This window comes from Rhodococcus aetherivorans (assembly GCF_025722975.1).
Taxonomy (GTDB): domain Bacteria; phylum Actinomycetota; class Actinomycetes; order Mycobacteriales; family Mycobacteriaceae; genus Rhodococcus; species Rhodococcus aetherivorans.
On sequence record NZ_CP106982.1, the window covers coordinates 5877433 to 5897645 of the forward strand.

At 69.0% G+C, this 20213-nt stretch carries 18 protein-coding genes and 1 pseudogene; 10 read left to right on the forward strand and 9 right to left on the reverse strand.

All coding sequences use genetic code 11. The annotated features are described in order from the left end of the window. Positions 1-22: 22 nt before the first annotated feature. On the reverse strand, positions 23-2230 hold the full coding sequence (locus tag OCS65_RS26965) for a DNA polymerase III subunit gamma and tau (protein ID WP_050034458.1): 2208 nt from the start codon (positions 2228-2230) through the stop codon (positions 23-25). Between the two features lie 73 nt (positions 2231-2303). Between OCS65_RS26965 and OCS65_RS26970 the strand changes: the two genes are divergently transcribed. Next, complete coding sequence (locus OCS65_RS26970; protein WP_044476307.1) at positions 2304-3098, forward strand: SDR family NAD(P)-dependent oxidoreductase; 795 nt, start codon at positions 2304-2306, stop codon at positions 3096-3098. Positions 3099-3112: 14 nt separating this feature from the next. Here OCS65_RS26970 and OCS65_RS26975 read toward each other — a convergent pair whose 3' ends face one another. Continuing rightward, positions 3113-3442 (reverse strand): hypothetical protein, encoded by a 330-nt coding sequence (locus tag OCS65_RS26975; RefSeq protein WP_006943121.1) that lies wholly within the window; start codon positions 3440-3442, stop codon positions 3113-3115. Between the two features lie 294 nt (positions 3443-3736). Between OCS65_RS26975 and OCS65_RS26980 the strand changes: the two genes are divergently transcribed. The 5 genes from OCS65_RS26980 (at position 3737) to OCS65_RS27000 (ending at position 7761) form a co-directional block, all read left to right on the forward strand. Then, entirely contained in the window at positions 3737-4885 is a 1149-nt protein-coding gene (locus OCS65_RS26980) for a beta-mannosidase (protein ID WP_050034457.1), read from the forward strand. A 222-nt stretch (positions 4886-5107) separates the two neighbouring features. After that, on the forward strand, positions 5108-5383 hold the full coding sequence (locus tag OCS65_RS26985) for a DUF4193 family protein (protein WP_006943118.1): 276 nt from the start codon (positions 5108-5110) through the stop codon (positions 5381-5383). A gap of 151 nt (positions 5384-5534) precedes the next feature. Further along, positions 5535-5813, forward strand: a complete 279-nt coding sequence (locus OCS65_RS26990) for a GlsB/YeaQ/YmgE family stress response membrane protein (protein ID WP_006943117.1) — start codon at positions 5535-5537, stop codon at positions 5811-5813. A gap of 217 nt (positions 5814-6030) precedes the next feature. Then, positions 6031-6213, forward strand: a complete 183-nt coding sequence (locus tag OCS65_RS26995) for a hypothetical protein (protein ID WP_029547113.1) — start codon at positions 6031-6033, stop codon at positions 6211-6213. A gap of 222 nt (positions 6214-6435) precedes the next feature. Continuing rightward, positions 6436-7761, forward strand: coding sequence for an ammonium transporter (locus tag OCS65_RS27000; protein WP_050034456.1), 1326 nt, complete (start codon positions 6436-6438; stop codon positions 7759-7761). Positions 7762-7772: 11 nt separating this feature from the next. Here OCS65_RS27000 and OCS65_RS27005 read toward each other — a convergent pair. Then, a pseudogene (locus OCS65_RS27005) lies at positions 7773-8705 on the reverse strand (IS5 family transposase). A 475-nt stretch (positions 8706-9180) separates the two neighbouring features. On the opposite strand from OCS65_RS27005, the gene OCS65_RS27010 reads away from it, so the two are divergent. The 3 genes from OCS65_RS27010 (at position 9181) to OCS65_RS27020 (ending at position 11812) form a co-directional block, all read left to right on the forward strand. Continuing rightward, a complete protein-coding gene (locus OCS65_RS27010) occupies positions 9181-9513 on the forward strand; it encodes a hypothetical protein (RefSeq protein WP_006943112.1) in 333 nt (110 codons plus the stop codon). A 331-nt stretch (positions 9514-9844) separates the two neighbouring features. Then, complete coding sequence (locus OCS65_RS27015) at positions 9845-10930, forward strand: alpha/beta hydrolase (RefSeq protein WP_029547111.1); 1086 nt, start codon at positions 9845-9847, stop codon at positions 10928-10930. 279 nt (positions 10931-11209) lie between these two features. Continuing rightward, positions 11210-11812 carry a C40 family peptidase gene (locus OCS65_RS27020; protein ID WP_006943110.1) on the forward strand — a complete coding sequence of 201 codons (603 nt, stop codon included), beginning with the start codon at positions 11210-11212 and terminating at the stop codon, positions 11810-11812. A gap of 738 nt (positions 11813-12550) precedes the next feature. Here OCS65_RS27020 and OCS65_RS27025 read toward each other — a convergent pair. Continuing rightward, positions 12551-13438, reverse strand: coding sequence for a LysR family transcriptional regulator (locus OCS65_RS27025; RefSeq protein ID WP_065923140.1), 888 nt, complete (start codon positions 13436-13438; stop codon positions 12551-12553). 132 nt (positions 13439-13570) lie between these two features. Here OCS65_RS27025 and OCS65_RS27030 point away from each other — a divergent pair, with 132 nt between their 5' ends. Next, positions 13571-14485, forward strand: coding sequence for a LysR family transcriptional regulator (locus tag OCS65_RS27030; protein ID WP_050034452.1), 915 nt, complete (start codon positions 13571-13573; stop codon positions 14483-14485). Between the two features lie 170 nt (positions 14486-14655). Here the strand turns inward: OCS65_RS27030 and OCS65_RS27035 are convergent, their stop codons facing one another. The 5 genes from OCS65_RS27035 to OCS65_RS27055 all read right to left on the reverse strand — a co-directional run bounded on the left by OCS65_RS27035 (position 14656) and on the right by OCS65_RS27055 (position 20050). After that, complete coding sequence (locus OCS65_RS27035) at positions 14656-15063, reverse strand: hypothetical protein (protein ID WP_263508231.1); 408 nt, start codon at positions 15061-15063, stop codon at positions 14656-14658. A gap of 607 nt (positions 15064-15670) precedes the next feature. Then, positions 15671-16669, reverse strand: coding sequence for an NAD(P)H-dependent flavin oxidoreductase (locus OCS65_RS27040; RefSeq protein WP_065923141.1), 999 nt, complete (start codon positions 16667-16669; stop codon positions 15671-15673). 72 nt (positions 16670-16741) lie between these two features. Next, the gene (locus OCS65_RS27045; RefSeq protein WP_065923142.1) at positions 16742-17590 is read right to left on the reverse strand and encodes a crotonase/enoyl-CoA hydratase family protein; all 849 of its coding nucleotides are present in this window, start codon (positions 17588-17590) and stop codon (positions 16742-16744) included. Further along, positions 17590-18765 carry an acyl-CoA dehydrogenase family protein gene (locus tag OCS65_RS27050; protein WP_050034450.1) on the reverse strand — a complete coding sequence of 392 codons (1176 nt, stop codon included), beginning with the start codon at positions 18763-18765 and terminating at the stop codon, positions 17590-17592. Before OCS65_RS27050 ends, OCS65_RS27045 begins: the two co-directional genes overlap by 1 nt. A gap of 130 nt (positions 18766-18895) precedes the next feature. Beyond that, positions 18896-20050: an acyl-CoA dehydrogenase family protein gene (locus tag OCS65_RS27055; RefSeq protein ID WP_231772094.1), complete on the reverse strand. Its 1155-nt coding sequence runs from the start codon at positions 20048-20050 to the stop codon at positions 18896-18898. Between the last annotated feature and the right edge of the window lie 163 nt (positions 20051-20213).

A 20213-nucleotide genomic window follows, 5' to 3' on the forward strand; every position in this document is an offset into this window, starting at 1 on the left:
TCAACTTACCGATCTTTCGTGCTCACTCGCTGATCTTCTTCGCGCCCAGGATGTCCTGCAGCAACTCGATCGCCACGTCCTCCGGTTCGCGCCGCGTCGACGGGTCGCCCGGGGTGGCGGCCTCGGCGAACATCTCTTCCTCGTCCTCGGGGGTGACGTCGGCGGGGCTGATCCGCGGCGGCTCGTAGTCCGGCTCGGGACCGGGGTCGTCCGGGTAGTCCGGCGCCTCGGGCGGCGGGATGTCGTCGACCTCGGGACGCGACGGAACCGGGGGCGCGCCGGGGGACGTCACGCGCGTTTGCGGGGCGGGCTGGGCCTGCCGGGCCTGGCTGGGCCGGGAGAACCGAGGCTGACCGGAAGGGCGCGACCCCGCCTGCGCCGGGGCCGGTTTCGCGGCGGTGGGGGGTGTCGCAGCGCCCTGCACGCAGGTCACCTCGAAGTCCACCCCGAACACCGCCCGCAGGGCGTCGGCGATCACCGCGGCGTTGCGCGGTTCGACGAGCCTCTTGACCAGGGGGGCCGAATCGTGACCGAGCACGATGCGGCCCGCTTCGATGCTGCGGACCGTGGCGCCGGACAGCATGACCTCGACGGTGCGGCTGCGCTCGCGGACCTTGGTACGGACCTCGGACCATACCGCGCGGACGGCGGCGGCGTCGGGCCCGGCGGCGGGGGCGGGCCCGGGGGCGGGGGCGGGCGCCGGCTCCGGCTGGGGTTCCGGCGCGGGTCGCGGTGCGGGCGGCTCGTGTTCCTGCACGACGGGGCGCGGTGCAGGCTCCGGTTCCTGCACGACGGGGCGCGGTGCAGGCTCCGGTTCGCGCGCCGGTGGGACGGGCGTCGGCGGTGGGGCGGGCGTCGGCGGTGGCACGGGCGCCGGCGCCGCGGCGGCCGGTCGTGACTCCGCCGGTGGAACGGGGGCCGGCTCGGCCGCAGGCTCGGGGACGGGCGCGACCGAGGACGGTGCGGCTCGTCGCTGCGAGGGTCGCTGGAAACGGGCGGCCGGCTCGTCGGGGGCGATCGGCGGCGTGGGCGCGGCCGGCGCCGGAGCGACGGCCCGCGGGGCGGCGCCCTGCGGGGCCGCGATCCCACTTTCGAGACGCTCGAGGCGTTGCAGCACAGCCGATTCCGAACCCGAGGCGGCGGGCAGCAGCATCCGCGCGCACATCACCTCGAGGAGCAGGCGCGGGGCCGTGGCACCGCGCATCTCTCCCAGACCGGAGTGCACGATCTCCGCGTACCGGGTCAGGGTGGCGGGACCGATCCGGTCGGCTTCCTCCCGCATCCGCTCCAGCACGTCGCCCGGGGCGTCGACGAGACCGCGATCGGCGGCGTCGGGCACCGATCGCATCAGGATGAGATCCCGGAGCCGCTCGAGCAGGTCGACCGCGAACCGTCGCGGGTCGTGGCCGGCATCCATCACCTTCTCGACGGTTCCGAACAGACCCGCACCGTCGCCGGCGGCGAGGGCATCCACGGCCTCGTCGATGAGGGCGACGTCGGTGACGCCGAGCAGCGAGAGTGCACGGCTGTAGGTCACGCCCTCCTCGCCGGCGCCGGCGAGGAGCTGGTCCATCACCGACAGCGAGTCGCGCGGCGAACCGCCGCCCGCACGGATCACCAGGGGGTAGACGGCGTCCTCGACCGGCACGTTCTCCTGCGTGCAGATCTTCTCGAGCAGCCCGCGCATGACGGGGGGCGGCAGCAACCGGAACGGGTAGTGGTGGGTGCGCGAGCGGATCGTCGGCAGCACCTTCTCCGGTTCGGTGGTGGCGAACACGAAGATCAGGTGCTCCGGCGGCTCCTCGACGATCTTGAGCAGGGCGTTGAAGCCCTGCGTGGTGACCATGTGGGCCTCGTCGACGATGAAGATGCGGTACCGCGACTCGGCCGGCGCGTAGAAGGCACGGTCGCGTAGTTCGCGGGTGTCGTCGACGCCGCCGTGGCTGGCGGCGTCGAGCTCGATGACGTCGAGGTTGCCGCCACCGCCGGGGCCGAGCGCCACGCAGGACCGGCACGTCCCGCACGGGGCCGACGTGGGGCCCTCCGCGCAGTTCAGGGAGCGGGCCAGGATCCGGGCCGAGGAGGTCTTGCCACAGCCGCGCGGGCCCGAGAACAGATACGCGTGATTGATGCGACCTGCGTCGAGGGCGATGCTCAGGGGCTCGGTGACGTGCTCCTGACCCACCACCTCGGCAAAGGTCGCCGGTCGGTACTTACGGTAGAGGGCCACGCGCCGAGACTACCGGCGCCGACCGACACCCCGGTCGCGTGGTTGCGGCGGAGTGATGCGGGTATCCGGGGCCATGACCGAAACACGACCGTTGGCCCTGGTGACCGGAGCGTCGAGCGGCATCGGCCTGGAACTCGCCCGACTGTTCGGCCGGGACGGATACGACCTCATCCTGGTGGCCCGCTCCGATGCCCTCGACGACGCCACCCGCGCTCTCGCCGCCACCGGCGCCGCCGTGATTCCGGTGCGCGCCGACCTCCGGACGGCGACGGGCGTGGAGGAGGTGTGCACCGCCGTGACGGCGACCGGCCGGCCGCTGGCCGCCGCTGCGCTCAACGCCGGCACCGGGCAGGGTGGCCTGTTCGTGGACACCGGCCTCGACGACCAGCTCGAGGTGGTGGACGTCAATGTGCGCTCGACCGTGCATCTGGCCAAGTACGTCCTCGACGGCATGGCCGGGCGCGGCACCGGGCGCGTGCTGATCACGTCGTCGGTGGTCTCGGAGATGCCCGGCCCGTACCAGGTCGTCTACAACGCCTCCAAGTCGTTCCTGCAGTCGTTCTCCGAGGGGCTGCACGAGGAGCTGCGCGGGACCGGGGTCACCGTCACCGCGCTGATGCCCGGAGCGACCGACACCCCGTTCTTCCGCAAGGCCGGGATGGCGGACGCGCCGATCGCCCGCGGCCCCAAGGACGACCCTGCGAAGGTCGCCCGCAAGGGCTACGAGGCGATGCTGAAGGGCAAACGGAAGGTGGTGGCCAGCTCCCCCATGTCCAAGGCGATGGCGGCGGCGTCGACGGTGACACCGGATTCGGTGAAGGCCTTCCTCCACCGCTTCATGGCCGCGCCGGCGTCCGCGCCTCGCTGACCGAGGCAGGTGCCTCAGAGGTTGGGCAGCGCCCAGCTGAGGAACACCACGCCCGCGAGGATGCCGAAGATGCCGGTGAGCATGCCGACGAGAGCGTCGAGGGACTTCTCCTCGTCGGTGAACACGGCGGGCCGGCGGGTGGCGGCGATGCCGGTCCCGATGGCCGCCGCACCGAGCAGAATCCCGAAGCCGAACGTCCAGAAGGTCACGATCGACAGGGCGCCGAGCATCAGCGCCAGATCGGCCCCCTTCTCCTCGACCGCCTCACGCAGCGTCGACAGCGCGGGTAGGTCGAGGCGGGAACGGTGCGGTCCGGAGCGGAAGGGAGTCTGCAGGACGGACATGGTCTTTCGGATCCTCGTCGGCGATGGCGGAACGGTGCGCAGCATCCGGTGGCGGGGTCGTACGGAACCTTCTGCAGGACAAGAATTCCGGGATGGGTGAACGGTCCGGCGACCACCGCTCGATGCGACCGGGAACAGATACGGGACACGGCATCTACTCCTGGATCAACCTCACTCGTCGGCCCGGCTGCTACGCAGCACAGATTAGCACTCACCGAGCCTGAGTGCTAACTCGGCGGTGTCGCGCGGTTCGCATGCGCAGCCGATCCGGCTCCGCGCCAGTACAGTTCCTCCATGGGATCGGGGAGCACGGCAAAGGCGTGGGCGGTGGGTCTCTCGATCGTCGCCGCGGCGACGATCGGCACGGCCGGCACCGCCGCCGCCGATCCGGATCCGGGCGCGCGGGTCACCACCGACGGCACGGCGCTGCGGCTCGACGGGCAGCCCTGGTGGCCGACCGGCTTCAACGCCTACCAGCTGGGCACGAACTGGGCGGTGAACTGGGGCTGCGGCGCCATGGTCGATCTGGATGCGTACTTCGGCGCGCTGCCATCGCATTCGCTCACCCGCTTCAACGCCTTCCAGGCCCTGGCCGTCGACCGGTTCACCGGCGAACTCGACTTCGGCCCGCTCGACGCCGTGTTCGCCGCGGCGGAGGCCCACGGTCAACTCGTGATCCCGGTCCTTGCCGCCCAGGACGGCGCGTGCGAGGACGAGGCGTTCAAGGACCGGCAGTGGTATGTCGACGGATGGACGGAGCCGGTCGATCACGAGCGTGCCGTGCTGAGTTTCCGGGACTGGGTGACGACGGCGGTGACGCGGTGGAAGGACTCCCCGGCGCTGGCTGCATGGGAACTCGTCGGCGAACCCGAGACCAGCATGTGCACCGACGCGGCGTGCTCGTGGTGGCTGCGGCAGTGCCCGCCGGACGCGGCCGCCGTCCTGCGCGGGTTCTTCGACACGGCGGGGGCGCAGGTCCGCGCGATCGATCCCCGCACCCTGATCACCGCGGGGCTCACCGGCGGCGGGCAGTGCGGCACGCAGGGCGACGAGTACGCGCTGGTCGGGTCGTCCCCCTTCGTGGACGTCGTCCAGTACCACGACTACGGCGCCGACGGGATCCCGTTGCCCGGCGACCAGTGGAACGGCCTGGCGCGCCGCATCGCCCAGGCCCAGCAGATCGACAAGCCGCTGCTGGTGGCCGAGATCGGCGAGCCGGCGGGCTGGTGCGGGGCCACGGCCGACCGCGCCGAGCACATCGCGACGAAAATCGAGGGACAGAAGACGGCCGGCACCGCCGGGGCGCTCCTCTGGGCCTTCGTCCCCGATCCCCGGCCGGACTCCTGCACCTACGACATCGGACCAGACGACGAATTGTGGTACGTGATCGAGGAATTCGGAACCTCGGTCGCATCCGTCGGGCCCATCCCGAACACCGGATAGCCGGGGCCCGCGCGCGGCGAGACCACCCGTCCGGTCGGACGGCCGGCCTGGATCGCCCACCGGTTCCGGCACAGTGGTTTGGTATCTCCCCGGTCCGGGTACAGGAGGGCGATCACGGCCCGGCGTCGCCCTCACCGGCACCCGCCGGAAGGTGACACGAAGAAGACATCGCACCGCGCGGCTGGTGCCGTCGCCGGGCGGCGACCAGGACTGAGGAGGGTCATGACACTCGACTACGACACCCGTAAAGAGCTCGACACGGACGAGCTGACCGCCCCGACGCTTCCGGCGGTGAGCGAGACCGTGGAGCCGGACGACGGCGACATCGCCGAGTTCTTCGAACTCCCCGGCGCCGACCTGTCCGGGGAGGAGCTCACCGCCCCGGTCGTCCCCCGGCGGAACGACGAGTTCGTGTGCGACAGCTGTTTCCTGGTCCACCACCACAGCAGGCTCGCGCCGTCCGACGACGGCACGACACGCTGCCGGGACTGCAGCTGACGGACCTCGGCGGAAGGCGCAGAACGAGAACAATTTTCCGCCGAGGTGTAGTCCCTCGCCCTACGGGGTAACCGAAGTCGTGACCACGCCGGCGACGGCGGGTGAAGACCGGAGGGGATCGACGAGATTCCCGAACGAAGGGAAGTGGAGCGTGCTCGGACTCGGAATCATCGGGTGGATCATCATCGGCGGCCTCGCCGGCTGGATCGGTAGCAAGATCATGAAGACCGACGAGCAACAGGGCATCCTGCTGAACATCGTCGTGGGTGTCATCGGCGGTCTGCTCGGCGGCTTCCTGCTCAAGCTCTTCGGTGTCGATGTGGCGGGCGGCGGCCTGATCTTCAGCTTCCTCACCTGCCTCCTCGGTGCGGTGATCCTGCTGTTCCTGGTCAAGGCTGTCACCGGCCGCCGCACGGTCCACCACCGGTAATCTCGCCGACCAGTCACCACACGCGCAGCGGCCTCCCGTCGCCCCGTTCCGGGGCACGGGAGGCCGCTGCGCTGCACGGGCCGAATCCGCGCCGGGCGTGTCGGCCGTCATCCGCTGCGAAAACGGGACCTTTCCGGCATGCTGGCCGGGTGGATGGCGCGTGCGGTGAGCGTGGCGGTCATCCGGGGAACGCCGCCGAGCGACGAGAGGGACACCGATGGACGACACCGCAGCAACGAGGGCACGCTCCGCCACGGCGGGCCGCACCCCGCAGGAGACCCCCGAGCTGTCCTCGGAGGATCTCGCCGCCGTCGTGGAGGCGCTGACCGGCCGTCCGGCAGACATCCCGGAGTCCGAGCCGGCCCCGAAACGACGCCGATCGCCCCGCAAGAAGACCTGAGCCCCCGGCCGCCGACCTCGTCGGTCCCGTAGCGGGCGAACCTCGCGAACACCGCTCCGCGGCACCGCCCGTGCGCGGCTACCGGGACACCCTCGCGGCCACTTGTCCGAAATGACCGTTTCCGTAACTCGCTCGCAACACCCGCGCCGCGTGGCAGAAACCGGACCGGCACATCGTGGATACCCGGCGCACCGAGAACCGTGCGCGTGAGGAGAATCTGCCGTGTCACCCACGATCGACGCCGGGGCCACCGCGTGGCTGCTGGCCAGCACCGCCCTCGTCCTGCTGATGACCCCGGGTCTCGCCCTGTTCTACGGCGGGATGGTCCGCTCCACCGGCGTCCTCAACATGATCATGATGAGCTTCGTGTCGATCCCGCTCGTCACGGTCACGTGGCTCGTCGCGGGCTACACGCTCAGCTTCGACGACGATCTCGGCGGCGGAGTGCTCGGCGGATTCGCACACCTGGGGATGAGCGGTATCGGGCCCGACACCGTCCACGGCCAGGTACCGGAACTCCTGTTCGCCACCTTCCAATTGACCTTCGCGATCATCACCGCCGCCCTCGTCAGCGGGGCGATCGCCGACCGGGCCAAGTTCTCCGCCTGGATGCTGTTCGTGCCTGTCTGGGCACTGCTCGTGTATGTCCCTGTCGCCCACTGGGTCTGGGGACCCGACGGCTGGATCGCACGGCTCGGCGTGCTCGACTACGCGGGTGGACTCGTCGTCGAAACCGTCTCCGGAGCGTCCGGTCTGGCCCTGGCACTGGTGCTCGGACCAAGGCTGGGATTCCGTTCCGAGTCCATGCGGCCGCACAACCTCCCGATCGTCCTGCTCGGCGTGGGCCTGCTGTGGTTCGGCTGGTTCGGATTCAACGCCGGCTCCGCCCTGGCCGCCGACGGCAAGGCCGCCGCGGTCTTCCTCAACACGCTCGTCGCCGGGTGCACCGGCATGCTCGGGTGGCTGTTCGTCGAACAGCGCCGCGACGGGCACCCCACCACGTTCGGCGCCGCCTCGGGCGTGGTCGCCGGCCTGGTGGCGATCACCCCCGCGTGCGGCACCGTCGATGTTCTCGGTGCGCTCGTCGTCGGCGCGGTGGCCGGCATCGTCTGTTCGTACGCCGTGGGCTGGAAGTTCCGCCTGGGCTACGACGATTCGCTCGACGTCGTCGGCGTGCACCTGATGGGCGGCATCGTCGGCACCGTTCTCGTCGGCGTGCTCGCGACCGCCGTGATGACCGACGGTCCGGAAGGATTGCTGTACGGCGGCGGCTTCGCGCAGCTCGGCAAGCAGGTCCTCGCGGTACTGGTGGTGGGGCTCTACGCCTTCGGCGTGACCTTCGGCCTCGGCAAGCTGATCGACCGCACCTTCGGCTTCCGGGTCAGCAAGGAGGACGAGGCGTCCGGTATCGACCTGGCCCTGCACGCCGAATCCGCCTACGAACATGGCGTGCCCGGGCACGGGGCGATGGGCGGGGTCAATCCGCTGCACTCGGTCTTCCCGTCCCAGGCACGGGAAGACGCCGTGCCCGGCGACGAAGAGCGCTAGGGTGTGTTTCATCAGCGGTCGGGCCGGAGCCACTGATTGATGGCGGCGATTCGGACGGTGGCGGTATAGCGGACCGCAAGTTTGTCGAATCTGGTTGCCACCGAGCGGTTCTGCTCGAGCTTGTTGATACCGCACTCGACAGCATGACGCTGCTTGTAGTGCTCGGTGTCGAACTCCGGCGGACGTCCACCGGACGACCCCTTCCGCGTCCGGTGGGCAGCCTGATCGGACTTGACCGGAATGGTCGCGCGGATACCGCGTTTACGCAGGTAGGCGCGATTTCCGGTGCTGCTGTATGCCTTGTCGGCCAGCACACGATCCGGCCGGGTACGCGGCCGACCGCGGCCGGTCCGCGGCACACCGATCCCGTCGAGAACCGCGGTGAACTGCGAACTGCCCCCGCTGACCGGCGGTGACCACGCTCGACAACGGTTTGCTGCCCTGCTCGCAGGCCAGATGGGTCTTGGTGGGCCACCCACCACGCGACCGTCCCCACGCGTGATCCTCCGGTTCGGTCACCACCCCGCCGGGTGGCTCTCGATCTGCTGATCGCCGTCCCCGCGGGCCCCGGCCGCATGCTGGTGCGCCCGCGCGATGGTCGAGTCGACGCCGACGTCCCACACGATCGCGCCGGCAGCGTCGGCGAGTGCCTGCAACGCCGTCAGGATCTGTGCCCACACTCCGCCGCGCTGCCGGCGCCGGAACAGCCCCGTACACCGTCTGCCACGGTCCGTACCGGGGCCGGGACGTCCCGCCAGGGGGTACCCGTGCGGGTCCGCCACCGGATGCCGTCGATGGGCTGGCGTTTCGTCCATTTCGGCGGGCGGCCCGCCTTCTCCCCCGGGGCAGCAGCGGGCCAACCACGACCACTGCGCGTCGGTCAGGTCTGCTCGCCCCGGCCGATGCCGATACCGTGTCCGGTCACGGCCGAGACCACCGGGCACCGCCCGGAGGCCTGCCGGCATCCTCGACGAGGGTGGCCGCCGTCCGCGTGGCGCAAGCCTGGCGTCGAGCCGAAACCGGTGGTCCTCGAGAGGTTTCGGCACGTGCACACCGCGGAATGCCGGGAGCACCCACCTCATCGCGACCGCCCATGGTGATGAACGGGGGGCAGGGACAGCTGTCGCCCCCAGGCCGTCGATGGCGGTGTCACCTGTCTGCTCCCTCCGGGTCCGCGGGCGCACCCAACCGGCCTCGGGCGGGCGAACGATCCGCCGCCCACCCCGGTCGAGAGTTCCGTCGGCGAGAAACAGGTATCCCTCCGGGTCGTTCGGCCGATGCCCTCGGGCCCCACGGCGGGCAACGATACGCCCTGACACACACTGCGCAGGCCGGGTTCCCTGGTGGCGCCGACACCGTTCGCCGTCGCCCTTCGGAAATGGACCCGTCGCGTGGACTGCACGAAAGGGGCCCGCACCGATGACGGCAGAATCGTCCGGCTGGGGGGACTATGTCACGGCGGCGTTCTCCCGCGATTTCGTCGCCGAGGGATTCGACTACGACACCGTCGAACAGATCCATCGCGGCGTCTTCGACGAGTGGCGGGTTGCGCTGGCCCGCTCGGGTCTGTTCACCAACCGCGCCGTCGCCGAGGCGGTGCGCTGCTGGCAGAACAATCCCTCCTCCCTGTTGGACGCCCTGCTCGCGGACGCGGACGAGATGACCGACAAGCGCTACCGGACCGCGTGGAACGCACTGGACCGAACTGCTGCACACGACGGCTCCGTCCGGGCCGCTGCCCGGTATGCATGAGCGCTTCCGGCGGTCGAGCGGTCTGCAGCACGCCCACGCCGCGAGCGGACCCACCGGCCGGCGAGACCGCCATGCTCCGAAACAGTACGTCCGGTCTCGCTGGGCGCCGATCGGGCAGCTGCCGCGATCGCCCCGGCAGTCTTTGTCGGTGCGTGCGCCCCCCGGACCGGCACCGTGTCCAGACCCCGACGTCGGCACCGCCGGTGTGCCGACGCCTCAGGAGATATGTGCACGCCGACTCGGACTCCACCTCGGCAGCGTGCATAGTCCCCCGGCCCACGCGTGCCCGACCCGTCCGGGGGCGCAAGAACGAACTGATGTGAGGACCATCGTGACGACCACCCCACCGTCGGAACCCGGCGATCTCGACGGATGCGCCGCACCGCACGGGCCAGGAGTCCCCCTTCGCCCCACCCAGGTGCGTGGGCGGCACTTCCCCGGAGCCAGCGTGCAGGCGCAACTGCTGGCGCGATCGCTCCAGCTGACCCTGCGCCCTGTGCTCTCACTGTGGGCGCGCGCGTCCGGGCTGCCGTGGCCGACCAACCTGATCGAATCCGTCGGAAACCTGCTGCCGCCGATCGAGGGCACCCGGTGCCGACCCGCGACGCTCCCGCACTGCGGCGCGCTCTGGGTCCAGGCCCGCGACGTCGGTGCCGACCGCGTCGTCCTCTACCTGCACGGCGGCGCGTTTCTGTGCTGTGGCCTGCGCACGCACCGGCGCCTCGTCTCGCGCATCTCCGCCGAGGCACAGGCACCGGTGCTGATGGTCGACTACCGGATGCTGCCCACCCATACGATCGACGACGCCATCGACGACAGCATCGACGGGTACCGGCTGCTCCTGGCCACCGGCTACCGGCCCGAGCAGATCGTGATCGCCGGCGACTCCGCCGGCGGGTACCTGTCGTTCATGGTGCCGCTGCGGCTCCGTGACGAGGGCCTGCCCGCCCCCGCAGCCGTTGTGGCGCTCTCCCCACTGACCGAGTTGGATCCGGCCCGCAAACTGGCACACCCCAACGCGGACCGGTGCGCCCTCCTGCCCGCCACCGCCGCGGCGGAACTGTCCCGACTCGCCCGACGCCTCGAAGCCCACCGGGCGACCAGCCCCTACACCCGGGCCCGGCTGTGCCCGATCGAGCACGATCTGCGCGGCATGCCCCCGACGCTGATCCAGGTGGGGTCGGACGAGCTGCTGCTGCCGGACGCCGAAACCATGGCCCACCGGCTCACCGAGGCCGGCAGCTACTGCGAGCTGCAGATCTGGGACCGCCAGGTGCACGTGTTCCAGGCCGCGGCCGATCTGCTGCCCGAATCCCGGCGGGCCATCGCCGAGATCGGCCACTTCATCCGGTCCATGGTCCCGGCCCGGGCACCCGGTGCGGTACGCCCCCAGAAGACACCGGGATGCCCCGCATAGCATCAGGTTTCGGGACCGGAGTGGGACCCGCGCCCGCCGACTCACCGACCGATTCCGGCGTGACGAGTTCCGGGGCGGCGACACGCCTCCGCGTGGGTGACCCGGCCGCCGGTGCCGGAAGGGAGGCCCGTTTGTGATCTACCCGCATCACCGAACCAGGTAGGTGTATGGGCCGATCGGCCGTTGTCCGCCTCGTTCGTGACCGGAATGTTATGGAGTGTTCCGTCCGAGCGGCACCTGGATCCCTCGGACACCGTATGACACGAAGGACTCCATTTCATGGCCAAGCACAGAGTGCGTCGGGGCAACCGCCAGCAGGTCTCGACCACAGGACTGCTGATCGCCGGGGGTGTGACGGTGGCAGCATGCCTGCTTCCGGCGTCTCCTGCCGCAGCGGAGCCGATCACGATTCCCGGGATCGGAACGTTCGACCTCCCCCACACGCCGGCGCTTCCTCCGGCGCCTACCCCTGCACCCCTCCCGGTTCCCCACCCTGCGCCCCTCCCCGACACGGCACCCTCACTGCCGCCGTCGCCGTCGACCCACGGTGCGCGGGCGCTCGCCGCGGCCGAGTCGAAGATCGGCGCACCGTACGTCTGGGCTGCGGCGGGGCCGGATGCGTTCGATTGCTCGGGTCTGGTCCAGTGGGCGTACCAGCAGGTCGGCGTCGTCGTGCCGCGCACCACCTACGACCAGCTCGACGGGGGACAACCGGTGGATCGGGCACACCTGCAGCCCGGCGATCTCGTGCTGTTCAACGGAGCGCAGCATGTCGGGCTCTACGCCGGGAACGGCACGGTCGTCCACGCCCCCACCGCCGGGCAGTCGGTGAAACAGGCACCACTGGACTCGATGCCGTTCTACGCGGCCCGCCGGTACTAGGCTCGGCCGCCCCGGGTGCCTGCCGAGAATCAGCCGGTACGAGGGGTGAACGGGTCCCGGGGCCCGACGAAACTCCGATCCGGTGCACAGCCCGTGAGCCATGCTCACAGGGTGCAGAGGCGATCGTCGGGTGTGCCCGAACGCCGTGGTGGGTCCGCGTGCGGCCGCGGTGGCGATCGGTGGCGCATCGAGAACCAGCGATGAGACCTGGGGTGAGCCGGCCCCCCAGTCCACGATCCGGCGGGACAACGCGTCGATCCGCGCCTTGCGCCGGACCTTCCCTCCCTGCGGGGCGCTCAGGGATATCGGTACTGCGCTCGTTCGGTGGGAAGTCGCACTCGACGGGATCCACCACCAGGAGCACGCGCGTGCCCGTCGGGAACATCCCCACCGAAACTGACATACCCTGACTGCTAATATTTTTCGTCATTTTGTGCATGCGTTCACCTCCGATCGCGATGCCCCTCCCGATCGTCGGTTCCGCGCGCCCCGGCCGATGCCGATACCGCGTCCGGTCACGGCCGAGACCACCCGGCACAGCCCGGAGGCCTGCCGGCATCCTCGACGAGGGTGGCCGCCGTCCGCGTGGTGCACACCTGGCGTCTTTCCACAGTGACGCGCCGACCGGTAGGTGGTCAAGGAAAATGGGGCCAGAACGAGCCTTCACCTGCCATCGACAGTCTGCGCAGAATCCTTGAAACTTCCTGTCGTCGACAGCCACCAAGGCAGGCGGTGCGGCTACGATTGCCCAACGAACCGTCGCGCGATCATCATGAAGGCTTGTGAAGCCGCGTCGAGGCTGTCGTTCCTGTGGACGAAACCAAATTTTTGGACCATCGGGGGGTCGATGCGGCACAGGTGAGCGCCGAGATCGGCCGCTTCCCGAGCCTGGGCCGGCGGCAGGATCGCGGCGCCCGCACCGCTGGCGACCAGACGCGGGTGGACGGGCAACATCCCTATTTCGACCGCCACTCGCGCCTGCACGTGGGCGGTCCGGCAGGCTTCCTCGAGCAAATCTCGAACAACGTCCCCGAGTGGCCCCGCGACCAGATCGACCTCCTCGAGTTCCGACAACGGGACTAAATCGTGGCAGGCCAGCCGATGCCCGGGCGGCACCGCGAGGACCAACATGTGCTGCCCCAACGGGAGGGCCTGCGTTCCGGTGGCGACGCGCACGGGCAGGGAGCACAACGCGATCTCGCAGGTCGCCCGTTTGACCAGTTCCACGGCTTCGTCGGAATCGGACGCTCGCAGCACATTGATCCACACCCCGGGGTGGAGGTCACGGAAGACGCGGATAAAGTCGGCCAGGGGTTCGACGGCGAGGTCGCTGGTCACGGCGACATCGAGCCGCCCTTCTTCCAACTGCTGGATGCGCCGCACCGCGTCCGACGTCTCCAGAACTCCACCGAGGACCTGCCGGGCGGGACCGACCAGCGCCCTGCCGGCGGCCGACAACTCGAGCCCGCGGCCGAGTCGATGGAAAAGTTCGACGTCCAGTTCCCGTTCGAGGGCCCGGATCGCCTGCGACAACGACGGCTGGGCGATGTACAGCGCCTCCGCGGCTCGAGTCATGCCGCCGTGATCTACTACGCTGAGGAAATAGCGTAGCTGCCGGGCATCCATGCTCCGACGATATCGCAGGCGCACCGGGGTAGTTCGCTTTGACCCATCGACGAGCCCCCGCTCCCGATCATTGTCGGAACAGGCAGAATGCAGTGAATCGATTGCGACGTCATCAGGTGCCCGGGAGGCGCGGTGGAGTTCAGGCAGCTGGCCCAATTTCTCGCGGTCGTCGAGCACGGCGGCCTCGTACGCGCCGCAACCGCACTCCACATTTCGCAGCCCTCACTGTCGCAGACCATCCGCGCGCTCGAACGTGAACTCAAGACTCCGCTATTTCACCGGGTCGGTCACGGAGTCGTTCTGACGGCGGCCGGTGAGGCACTCATCGGTCCAGCGCGCCAGTTGATCCGGGACGTGGCGACGGCGCGCGCGTCGGTCGCAGAGGTCGCAGGGATACGCACCGGTCGCCTCGACATCGCCGCAATGGGCAGCCCACTCGAGTTCATTCTTCCGGCCGTCGGAGCGTTCCGTCGCCGTCACCCCGACGTGTTCATCAGTATCGAGACGCCAGCGATGGAGTCCGACATCCTGCACCAGGTCCGGGAAGGCAGGAGCGAGTTGGGCTTTCTACCGTTCCAAGACGAAGCGGACATCCACAGCGAGGCAGTTCGGGGGCGGCTCGAGCTTGTCCAGCTCGGCGTCGAGCGGATGAAGCTGGTGATGCCCCCCGGAATCGGCACCGCCTTGCCTGACCCCTTACCGATCGGGCAGCTACCCGATCTTCCGACCACGGCGGCTCCTTTCGGCGCGCAGGGCAGGGATGCGGTCGAGAAGGCCCTTCGCCGCGCCGGATTGCACACGCGGCTCGGAGTCGTCACGGCGCACAGGTCAACGCATTGCTCACTCGTCCTGCGCGGCATAGGCATGGCGTTCAGTCCCGAGGGACAGGTGAACCAGGCAGTACGCACCGGCGCCGTGGTGCGCGACCTCGACCCACCCATCCTCCTCCCCTACGGTCTGGTGCGCCGGGCCGGTCACCTATCGCCTTCGGCCGCCGCGTTTTTCGAGATGGCGGTTGAGCACTTCCGCGACCGGAGCAGCGACTGACCATCCGGCCGCGTCGCTTGGCCGATGGCTCAGGCCCGGGGACCGAACACCACGTGCGACCGACGTCAACAGTTGTGCAGCCTGGAGCACTGCTACTGCGGCCGGCCCACCTCCGGGGGCGGGAGCACGGCGGCGTTATGCCGCGCCCCATATCGGCTCGTTCAGAGCCGCTAGTTGATGGTGGCGACGTGGACGGTGGTCAGACGACACACGGCGAGCTTGTCGAAGCGGATGGCCACCGCCCGGTGCGGCTCGAGTCGGCTGATGCCACTCGACCGCGTGCCGCTGCTGGCATATCCGATGGTCGAGGGCCGACGGTCATTTGCCTCGTGTGCGGCGGTGTGCGAGTTGATCGGACGGGATCGTGATCGTCGCTCGGATGCCGCCTCGAGCAGTTGGACGCGATTGGCGCGGGAACTGTACGCCCTCGTCCGCCAGCCCGCACCGACCGGGTACGCACCTGGCCACGACCAGGGCGCGGTACCGAAGAGCCGCTCGAACACCGCGGTGAACTGCGGACTGCCGCCGTCCTGACCCAGGGTGAGCAACACCGCCGGCGGGCCGCCGGTTCTGCCCACCGCCGAGGTGCAGCTTGGTGGTCCACCCGCCGGGAGAACCCCCCAGGGCGACGACGTCGGGCTCGCGTCGATCCCGCCGCGTGATGCGAGCTGCAGCAATCGGCAGGCACCGGTAGCGTGCCGGTGGGCCCGCACGATGGTCGAGTCGACGCCGACGTCTCACACGATCCGGCCCGCGGCGTCGGCCAACGCGTGCAACGCGGTCAAATCTGTGCCCGCACCCTGGCGGCCGGTTGTCAGCGACGGAACAGTCCGTCCACGCCTCTGCCAGGGGTCCGTACCGGGTCGGTGACTTCGCGCCAGAGTGCGCGATGCGGGTACGCCAGCGGATACCGTCGATGAGCTGGGTGTTCCGTCCACGCAGGGCCATCCGGACCTGGCCGGGGGTGGGGAGCAGTGCTTCGAGTACCGCCCACTGCGAGTCGGTCAGGTCCGTCCGGCCCGTCACCGCAACGCTGGGCACGACGCCCGAAGGTCTTCAGGGTTTTCTTCGCCGTCAAACCCCTTGACCGGAGACCTCGCTCATTCAGCGCTCACGATACACCCGTCTCACTTGAAGATCCGGGACCTCACCACCCGGGACGAACCTGGTGGGGGCTGACGCCGATCAGAAGCTGGCGTGCGCACCGACCGGGTTGACACACAGTCGAGCCAGGCGACCGCGAACGAGTTCCTCCGCCTCGCAAACGATCCGCGTGACCATCTCCACAACCGTGGGAATGTCGTGGATCAGGCCCTGGGACAGGCCGCTCGCCCAGATACCGAGATCGAGATCGCCCTCTTCGTGCACCAGTCGCCCTCGCGCTCCTGCCACGAGCTCGCGTACGTCGTCGAAATTCCCTCCCTCTGCCAGGATTTGGACAACCCGTCGGCTGACTGCATTGCCTGCCACCCGCGAGGTGTTGCGCAGCGGCCGAAAGATCAGTTCGGTGTCGAGCTCGGAGGCGTCGACCACCCACTGCTTGACCCGCTCATGCACCGGCGACTCGACCGTGCACATGAAACGGGTGCCCATATTGATACCGTCCGCGCCCAGGGCGAGGGCGGCAACGAGCCCACGCCCGTCCGCGAACCCACCCGACGCGATGAACGGGATCCGCAGCGCTCGGGCCGCGGCCGGGATCAGGATCAGACCCGGAACGTCGTCCTCGCCGGGATGGCCCGCGCATTCGAAGCCGTCGATGCTCAGCGCGTCGACACCCAATGCCTCCGCCTTGAGAGCGTGTCGCACACTCGTGCACTTGTGGAGCACCTTGACTCCGGCCGCCTTGAACGCTGGCATGTGCTCGGCCGGGTTGTTGCCCGCCGTCTCGACGATGCGTACCCCGGATTCGATGATCACCTGCCGGTACTCTGCGTACGGGGGCGGAGTGATCGCTGGGAGAATGGTGAGATTGACCCCGAAGGGACGATCGGTCATCTCCCGGCAGCGGGCGATTTCCGCGGCCAACGCCTCCGGGGTCGGCTGCGTCAATGCCGTGAGAAACGCCAGTGCACCCGCGTTCGCAGTGGCAGCCACGAGTTCGGCTCGTCCCACCCACTGCATCCCGCCCTGCACAATCGGGTGTTCGATTCCGAACAGGTCGGTGAATCTAGTGCTCAGCATGGCTATTCCCGCTCTCTGTGTTGGTCCGGAGGCTGCTTTGGGACCGCTCCGGTCGACCTTGTCCGGCCTTATTCACCTGAACTCCGGCTCGCGCCAATGCGGGAAGATGGCGGGCAGGTCGGCTTCGACCGTCCGCACGAACTTGGCCGGCCGCTTCTCGAGAAATGAGGTGATGCCCTCGTGGGCGTCGCTGCTCCCGCCCTGCACGGCCATGCCCCGCGATTCGGCAATGTGTGCCTCCATCGGGTGTGCGGCTCCGAGCATCCGCCAGATCAGCTGCCGCGTCAGCGCAACCGACACCGGGGCGGTGTTGTCGATGATCTCGGCGGCGATTGCGCGCGCCTCATCGAGCAGCCGATCTCTCGGGTGGACCGCCGAGACCAGCCCCGCCTCCAGTGCCTCCCCTGCCGAGAACATCCGTCCGGTGTACAACCACTCGAGTGAGCGCTGTACCCCGACCAAGCGCGGCAGGAACCAGCTCGAGCAGCTCTCCGGGATGACACCCCGGCGGGTGAAAGGCATCGCAAATCGCGCGTCCTCAGATGCCAGTCGAATGTCCATTGGCAGCGTGATCGTGGTACCGACGCCCACCGCGGCGCCGTTGATCGCGGCGATCACCGGCTTCACGGAGTCGAAAATTCGCAGGGTAGCTACGCCGCCGCCGTCACGTGGGACGTCGTCCCCGAAATCGCCGTAGTCGAATCGTGCACCGCCGCCGGAGAGGTCGGCACCGGCACAGAACGCACGGCCCGAGCCGGTGACGATGACGACCTTGACGCCGTCATCGGCGTCTGTCCTGGCGAAGGCCGCGACGATCTCGGCGCTCATTTGCCGGGTGAAGGCGTTGAGTTTGTCCGGGCGATGCAAGGTGATGACGGCGATGCCATCTGCGATCTCGAGTCGAATCGTGTGGAATTCCATCACAGTTTCCGTTCGGTGTCGGTGCCCGCCGCGGCGCGGACATGGCGGCCCAGGTTGCGCTCGTGAATTTGGGATGCTCCCTCATAGATCCGGAGTGCCCGGACGTCGCGCCACATCCGGGGCACCGGACTGTCTCCGACGATCCCCTCGCCGCCCAGGATCTGCACCGCCCGGTCGGCCACCCGGCTGGCCATCTCCGTGCAGAAATACTTGGCGGCCGCGATGCGGTGCCGGGGAATGGACTGTCCGTGAAACTGACGGGCGCAGTCGAGTACGAGAGCTCGGCCGGCCTCCAACTCCGCGTAGCTCGATCCGAGCATCGCCTCGATGCTGCCGAATTCGCCGATAGGGCGACCGAACTGGGTTCGGGTAGCAGCATGGCGTGCCGCCTCGTCCAGGATCCGCGTCGCCTGCCCGACCGCAGTCGCGGCGACGTGGATCCGGGCATGGTTGATCCCGCGCATCGCCAACCGCAGACCCGCCCCCTCGAGCCCGCCGATCAACGCGGTGGCCGGCACGACCACCTGGTCGAACCGCAGCTCGGCGACCGGCGCCTCGGCATGCCCATTCATCCGATCGGGCAGGCTCGCGCTGACTCCGGGCGTGTCCGCCCGCACCAGGAAAGCGGACACCCCCTCAGCGCCGGCACCGCCGGTGCGGGCGAAAACCACCAGCAGATCGGCCCATGCGCCGTTGGTGATGTACCGCTTGCTGCCATTGATGACGAAATGGTCGCCCTCGCGCACGGCGGTCGTGCATATCGCTGCGGCGTCCGAGCCTGCACCCCGCTCAGTGAGTGCGAACGCAGTGACGCATTCGCCCCGTGCCATCGGCGGCAGATAGAGTTCACGTTGCGCGTCGGTGCCATAGTCGAGCAAGATTTGTGACGACAGTCCGATGGTGGTCGAGAACCGCGACCGGTACACGCACGATGCCCGGGTGAACTCGAACGTGAGCAGCACCTGCTGCTCGACCGACCATTCCAGGCCCTCCCAGCGTCTGGGCAGGGTGATCCCGAACAGTCCGAGCGACGCCATCTTCTCAACGAGGTCCGGCGGCACCTCGCCCTTGGACACCATCTCCGCCTCGCGGATGATCAGCTCCTCGTCGGTGAACCGGCGGATCCGGTCGAGGTAATCGTCGAAGGACAGCTCGTAGACGGGTGCCGCGATCATGCCAACTCCTCACCGGGGAAGATCGCGCTTCCCCTTCGCGCAGGGTTTGCGGGTGCGCCGTCCTCGAGCGCGGCCCGCGGAATGTGTTCGATTCGTCCGCGTAGCGGGGGTCCGGGGGTCGTCATACCGTTCAGTCAAGCTCGCCCATGATCACGTGCCCACGAAGAAGGTTCCGTGCGATCGTCTTGCGCTGGATCTCGTCGGTGCCGTCGTAGATCCGGGCCAGACGCAGTTCCCGGTACCACCGCTCGATCGGCAACTCGCGGGTGTAGCCCATGCCGCCGTGAATTTGCAGAATGCGGTCGACGACCTCGTTTGCAATGGTGGCTCCGTAGAGCTTGGCCTGTGAATTGGCATGCCGTGCATCCCCGCCCTGATCGCCGACCCACGCTGCACGCAGCGTCAGCAGCCGGGCCGCATCGACCTCCACCGCCGAATCGGCGAGCATCCACTGGATCGCCTGCCGCTCACCGATCGGCTTTCCGAAGGTCTGCCTTGTGTTGGCGTAGTCCACACCCATCTGGATCAGCCGATCGCAGGCGCCGATCGCCCGCGCCGGTACTCCCCATCGGGCCTTTCCGATCCACTCCATCGCCAGAGCGAATCCGAAACCCGGTTGCCCGAGGACATTTTTGGCAGGGACGCGGACATCCTCGAACACCAGGGAGGCCGGACCCCACTGGCCCATAGTGTGAATGGGCTCGGACTTCCATCCCATGTCCCGGTCGACCAGGAAGCAGGTGATGCCGCCGTTTGCACCGCGGTCCCGGTCGGTGACCGCGAAGACCATCGCGAAATCGGCCTCGTTGCCCTGCGTGATAAACACCTTCTCACCATTGATCACCCAGTCGTCGCCGTCCCGGCGAGCTGATGTGCGGATCGCCGTCGCATCGGATCCCGCTCCCGGTTCCGTAAGCGCGAAGCACGAGATCCGATCGCCTTCGATGGTGGGAAGCAGGTACCGCGCACGCTGATCGTCGTTGCATCCGTACAGAATGTTGTCGGCGCTGCCGCCGAACCTGAATCGGATGAAGCTGCGCCCCAGTTCCATCTCGATCACCGCTGCCATCACCGCGCTCAGGCCCATGCCGCCGAGCTCCTCCGGTGTCTGCACGCCCCAGAATCCGGCTTCTCGGGCCTTGAGCTGCAGGGACCGGATGGTGTCGGGCTCGACACCGACCTGGCCTGCGCGTTCGTTGCGTAGTGCTTGCTCCTCCAGCGGCTTGATCTCACGGTCGACGAAGGTGCGAACCCACATCTGGATGTCGCGCTCTTCGACTGTCAACGAAAAGTCCATACTTCGTTCTCCAATGATCGGTGGTGTTTCGGGGAATGCGGTGGCGCGGCGATCCGATCTCCGACCGGTCCGGCGGCGGGCCGACCGCCGACGCTCGAGAGCGCCGAGAGCTTACTGCCCTATGAATCAGACCTCGGACAGTCGAGACGAG

Excerpts from the sequence above, each read along its gene's own strand:
- OCS65_RS26970 (WP_044476307.1), top strand. The coding sequence starts at position 2,304 with ATGACCGAAACACGACCGTTGGCCCTGGTGACCGGAGCGTCGAGCGGC.
- OCS65_RS26975 (WP_006943121.1), bottom strand. The coding sequence starts at position 3,442 with ATGTCCGTCCTGCAGACTCCCTTCCGCTCCGGACCGCACCGTTCCCGC.
- OCS65_RS26980 (WP_050034457.1), top strand. The coding sequence starts at position 3,737 with ATGGGATCGGGGAGCACGGCAAAGGCGTGGGCGGTGGGTCTCTCGATC.
- OCS65_RS26985 (WP_006943118.1), top strand. The coding sequence starts at position 5,108 with ATGACACTCGACTACGACACCCGTAAAGAGCTCGACACGGACGAGCTG.
- OCS65_RS26995 (WP_029547113.1), top strand. The coding sequence starts at position 6,031 with ATGGACGACACCGCAGCAACGAGGGCACGCTCCGCCACGGCGGGCCGC.
- OCS65_RS27010 (WP_006943112.1), top strand. The coding sequence starts at position 9,181 with ATGACGGCAGAATCGTCCGGCTGGGGGGACTATGTCACGGCGGCGTTC.
- OCS65_RS27020 (WP_006943110.1), top strand. The coding sequence starts at position 11,210 with ATGGCCAAGCACAGAGTGCGTCGGGGCAACCGCCAGCAGGTCTCGACC.
- OCS65_RS27025 (WP_065923140.1), bottom strand. The coding sequence starts at position 13,438 with ATGGATGCCCGGCAGCTACGCTATTTCCTCAGCGTAGTAGATCACGGC.
- OCS65_RS27040 (WP_065923141.1), bottom strand. The coding sequence starts at position 16,669 with ATGCTGAGCACTAGATTCACCGACCTGTTCGGAATCGAACACCCGATT.
- OCS65_RS27045 (WP_065923142.1), bottom strand. The coding sequence starts at position 17,590 with ATGGAATTCCACACGATTCGACTCGAGATCGCAGATGGCATCGCCGTC.
- OCS65_RS27050 (WP_050034450.1), bottom strand. The coding sequence starts at position 18,765 with ATGATCGCGGCACCCGTCTACGAGCTGTCCTTCGACGATTACCTCGAC.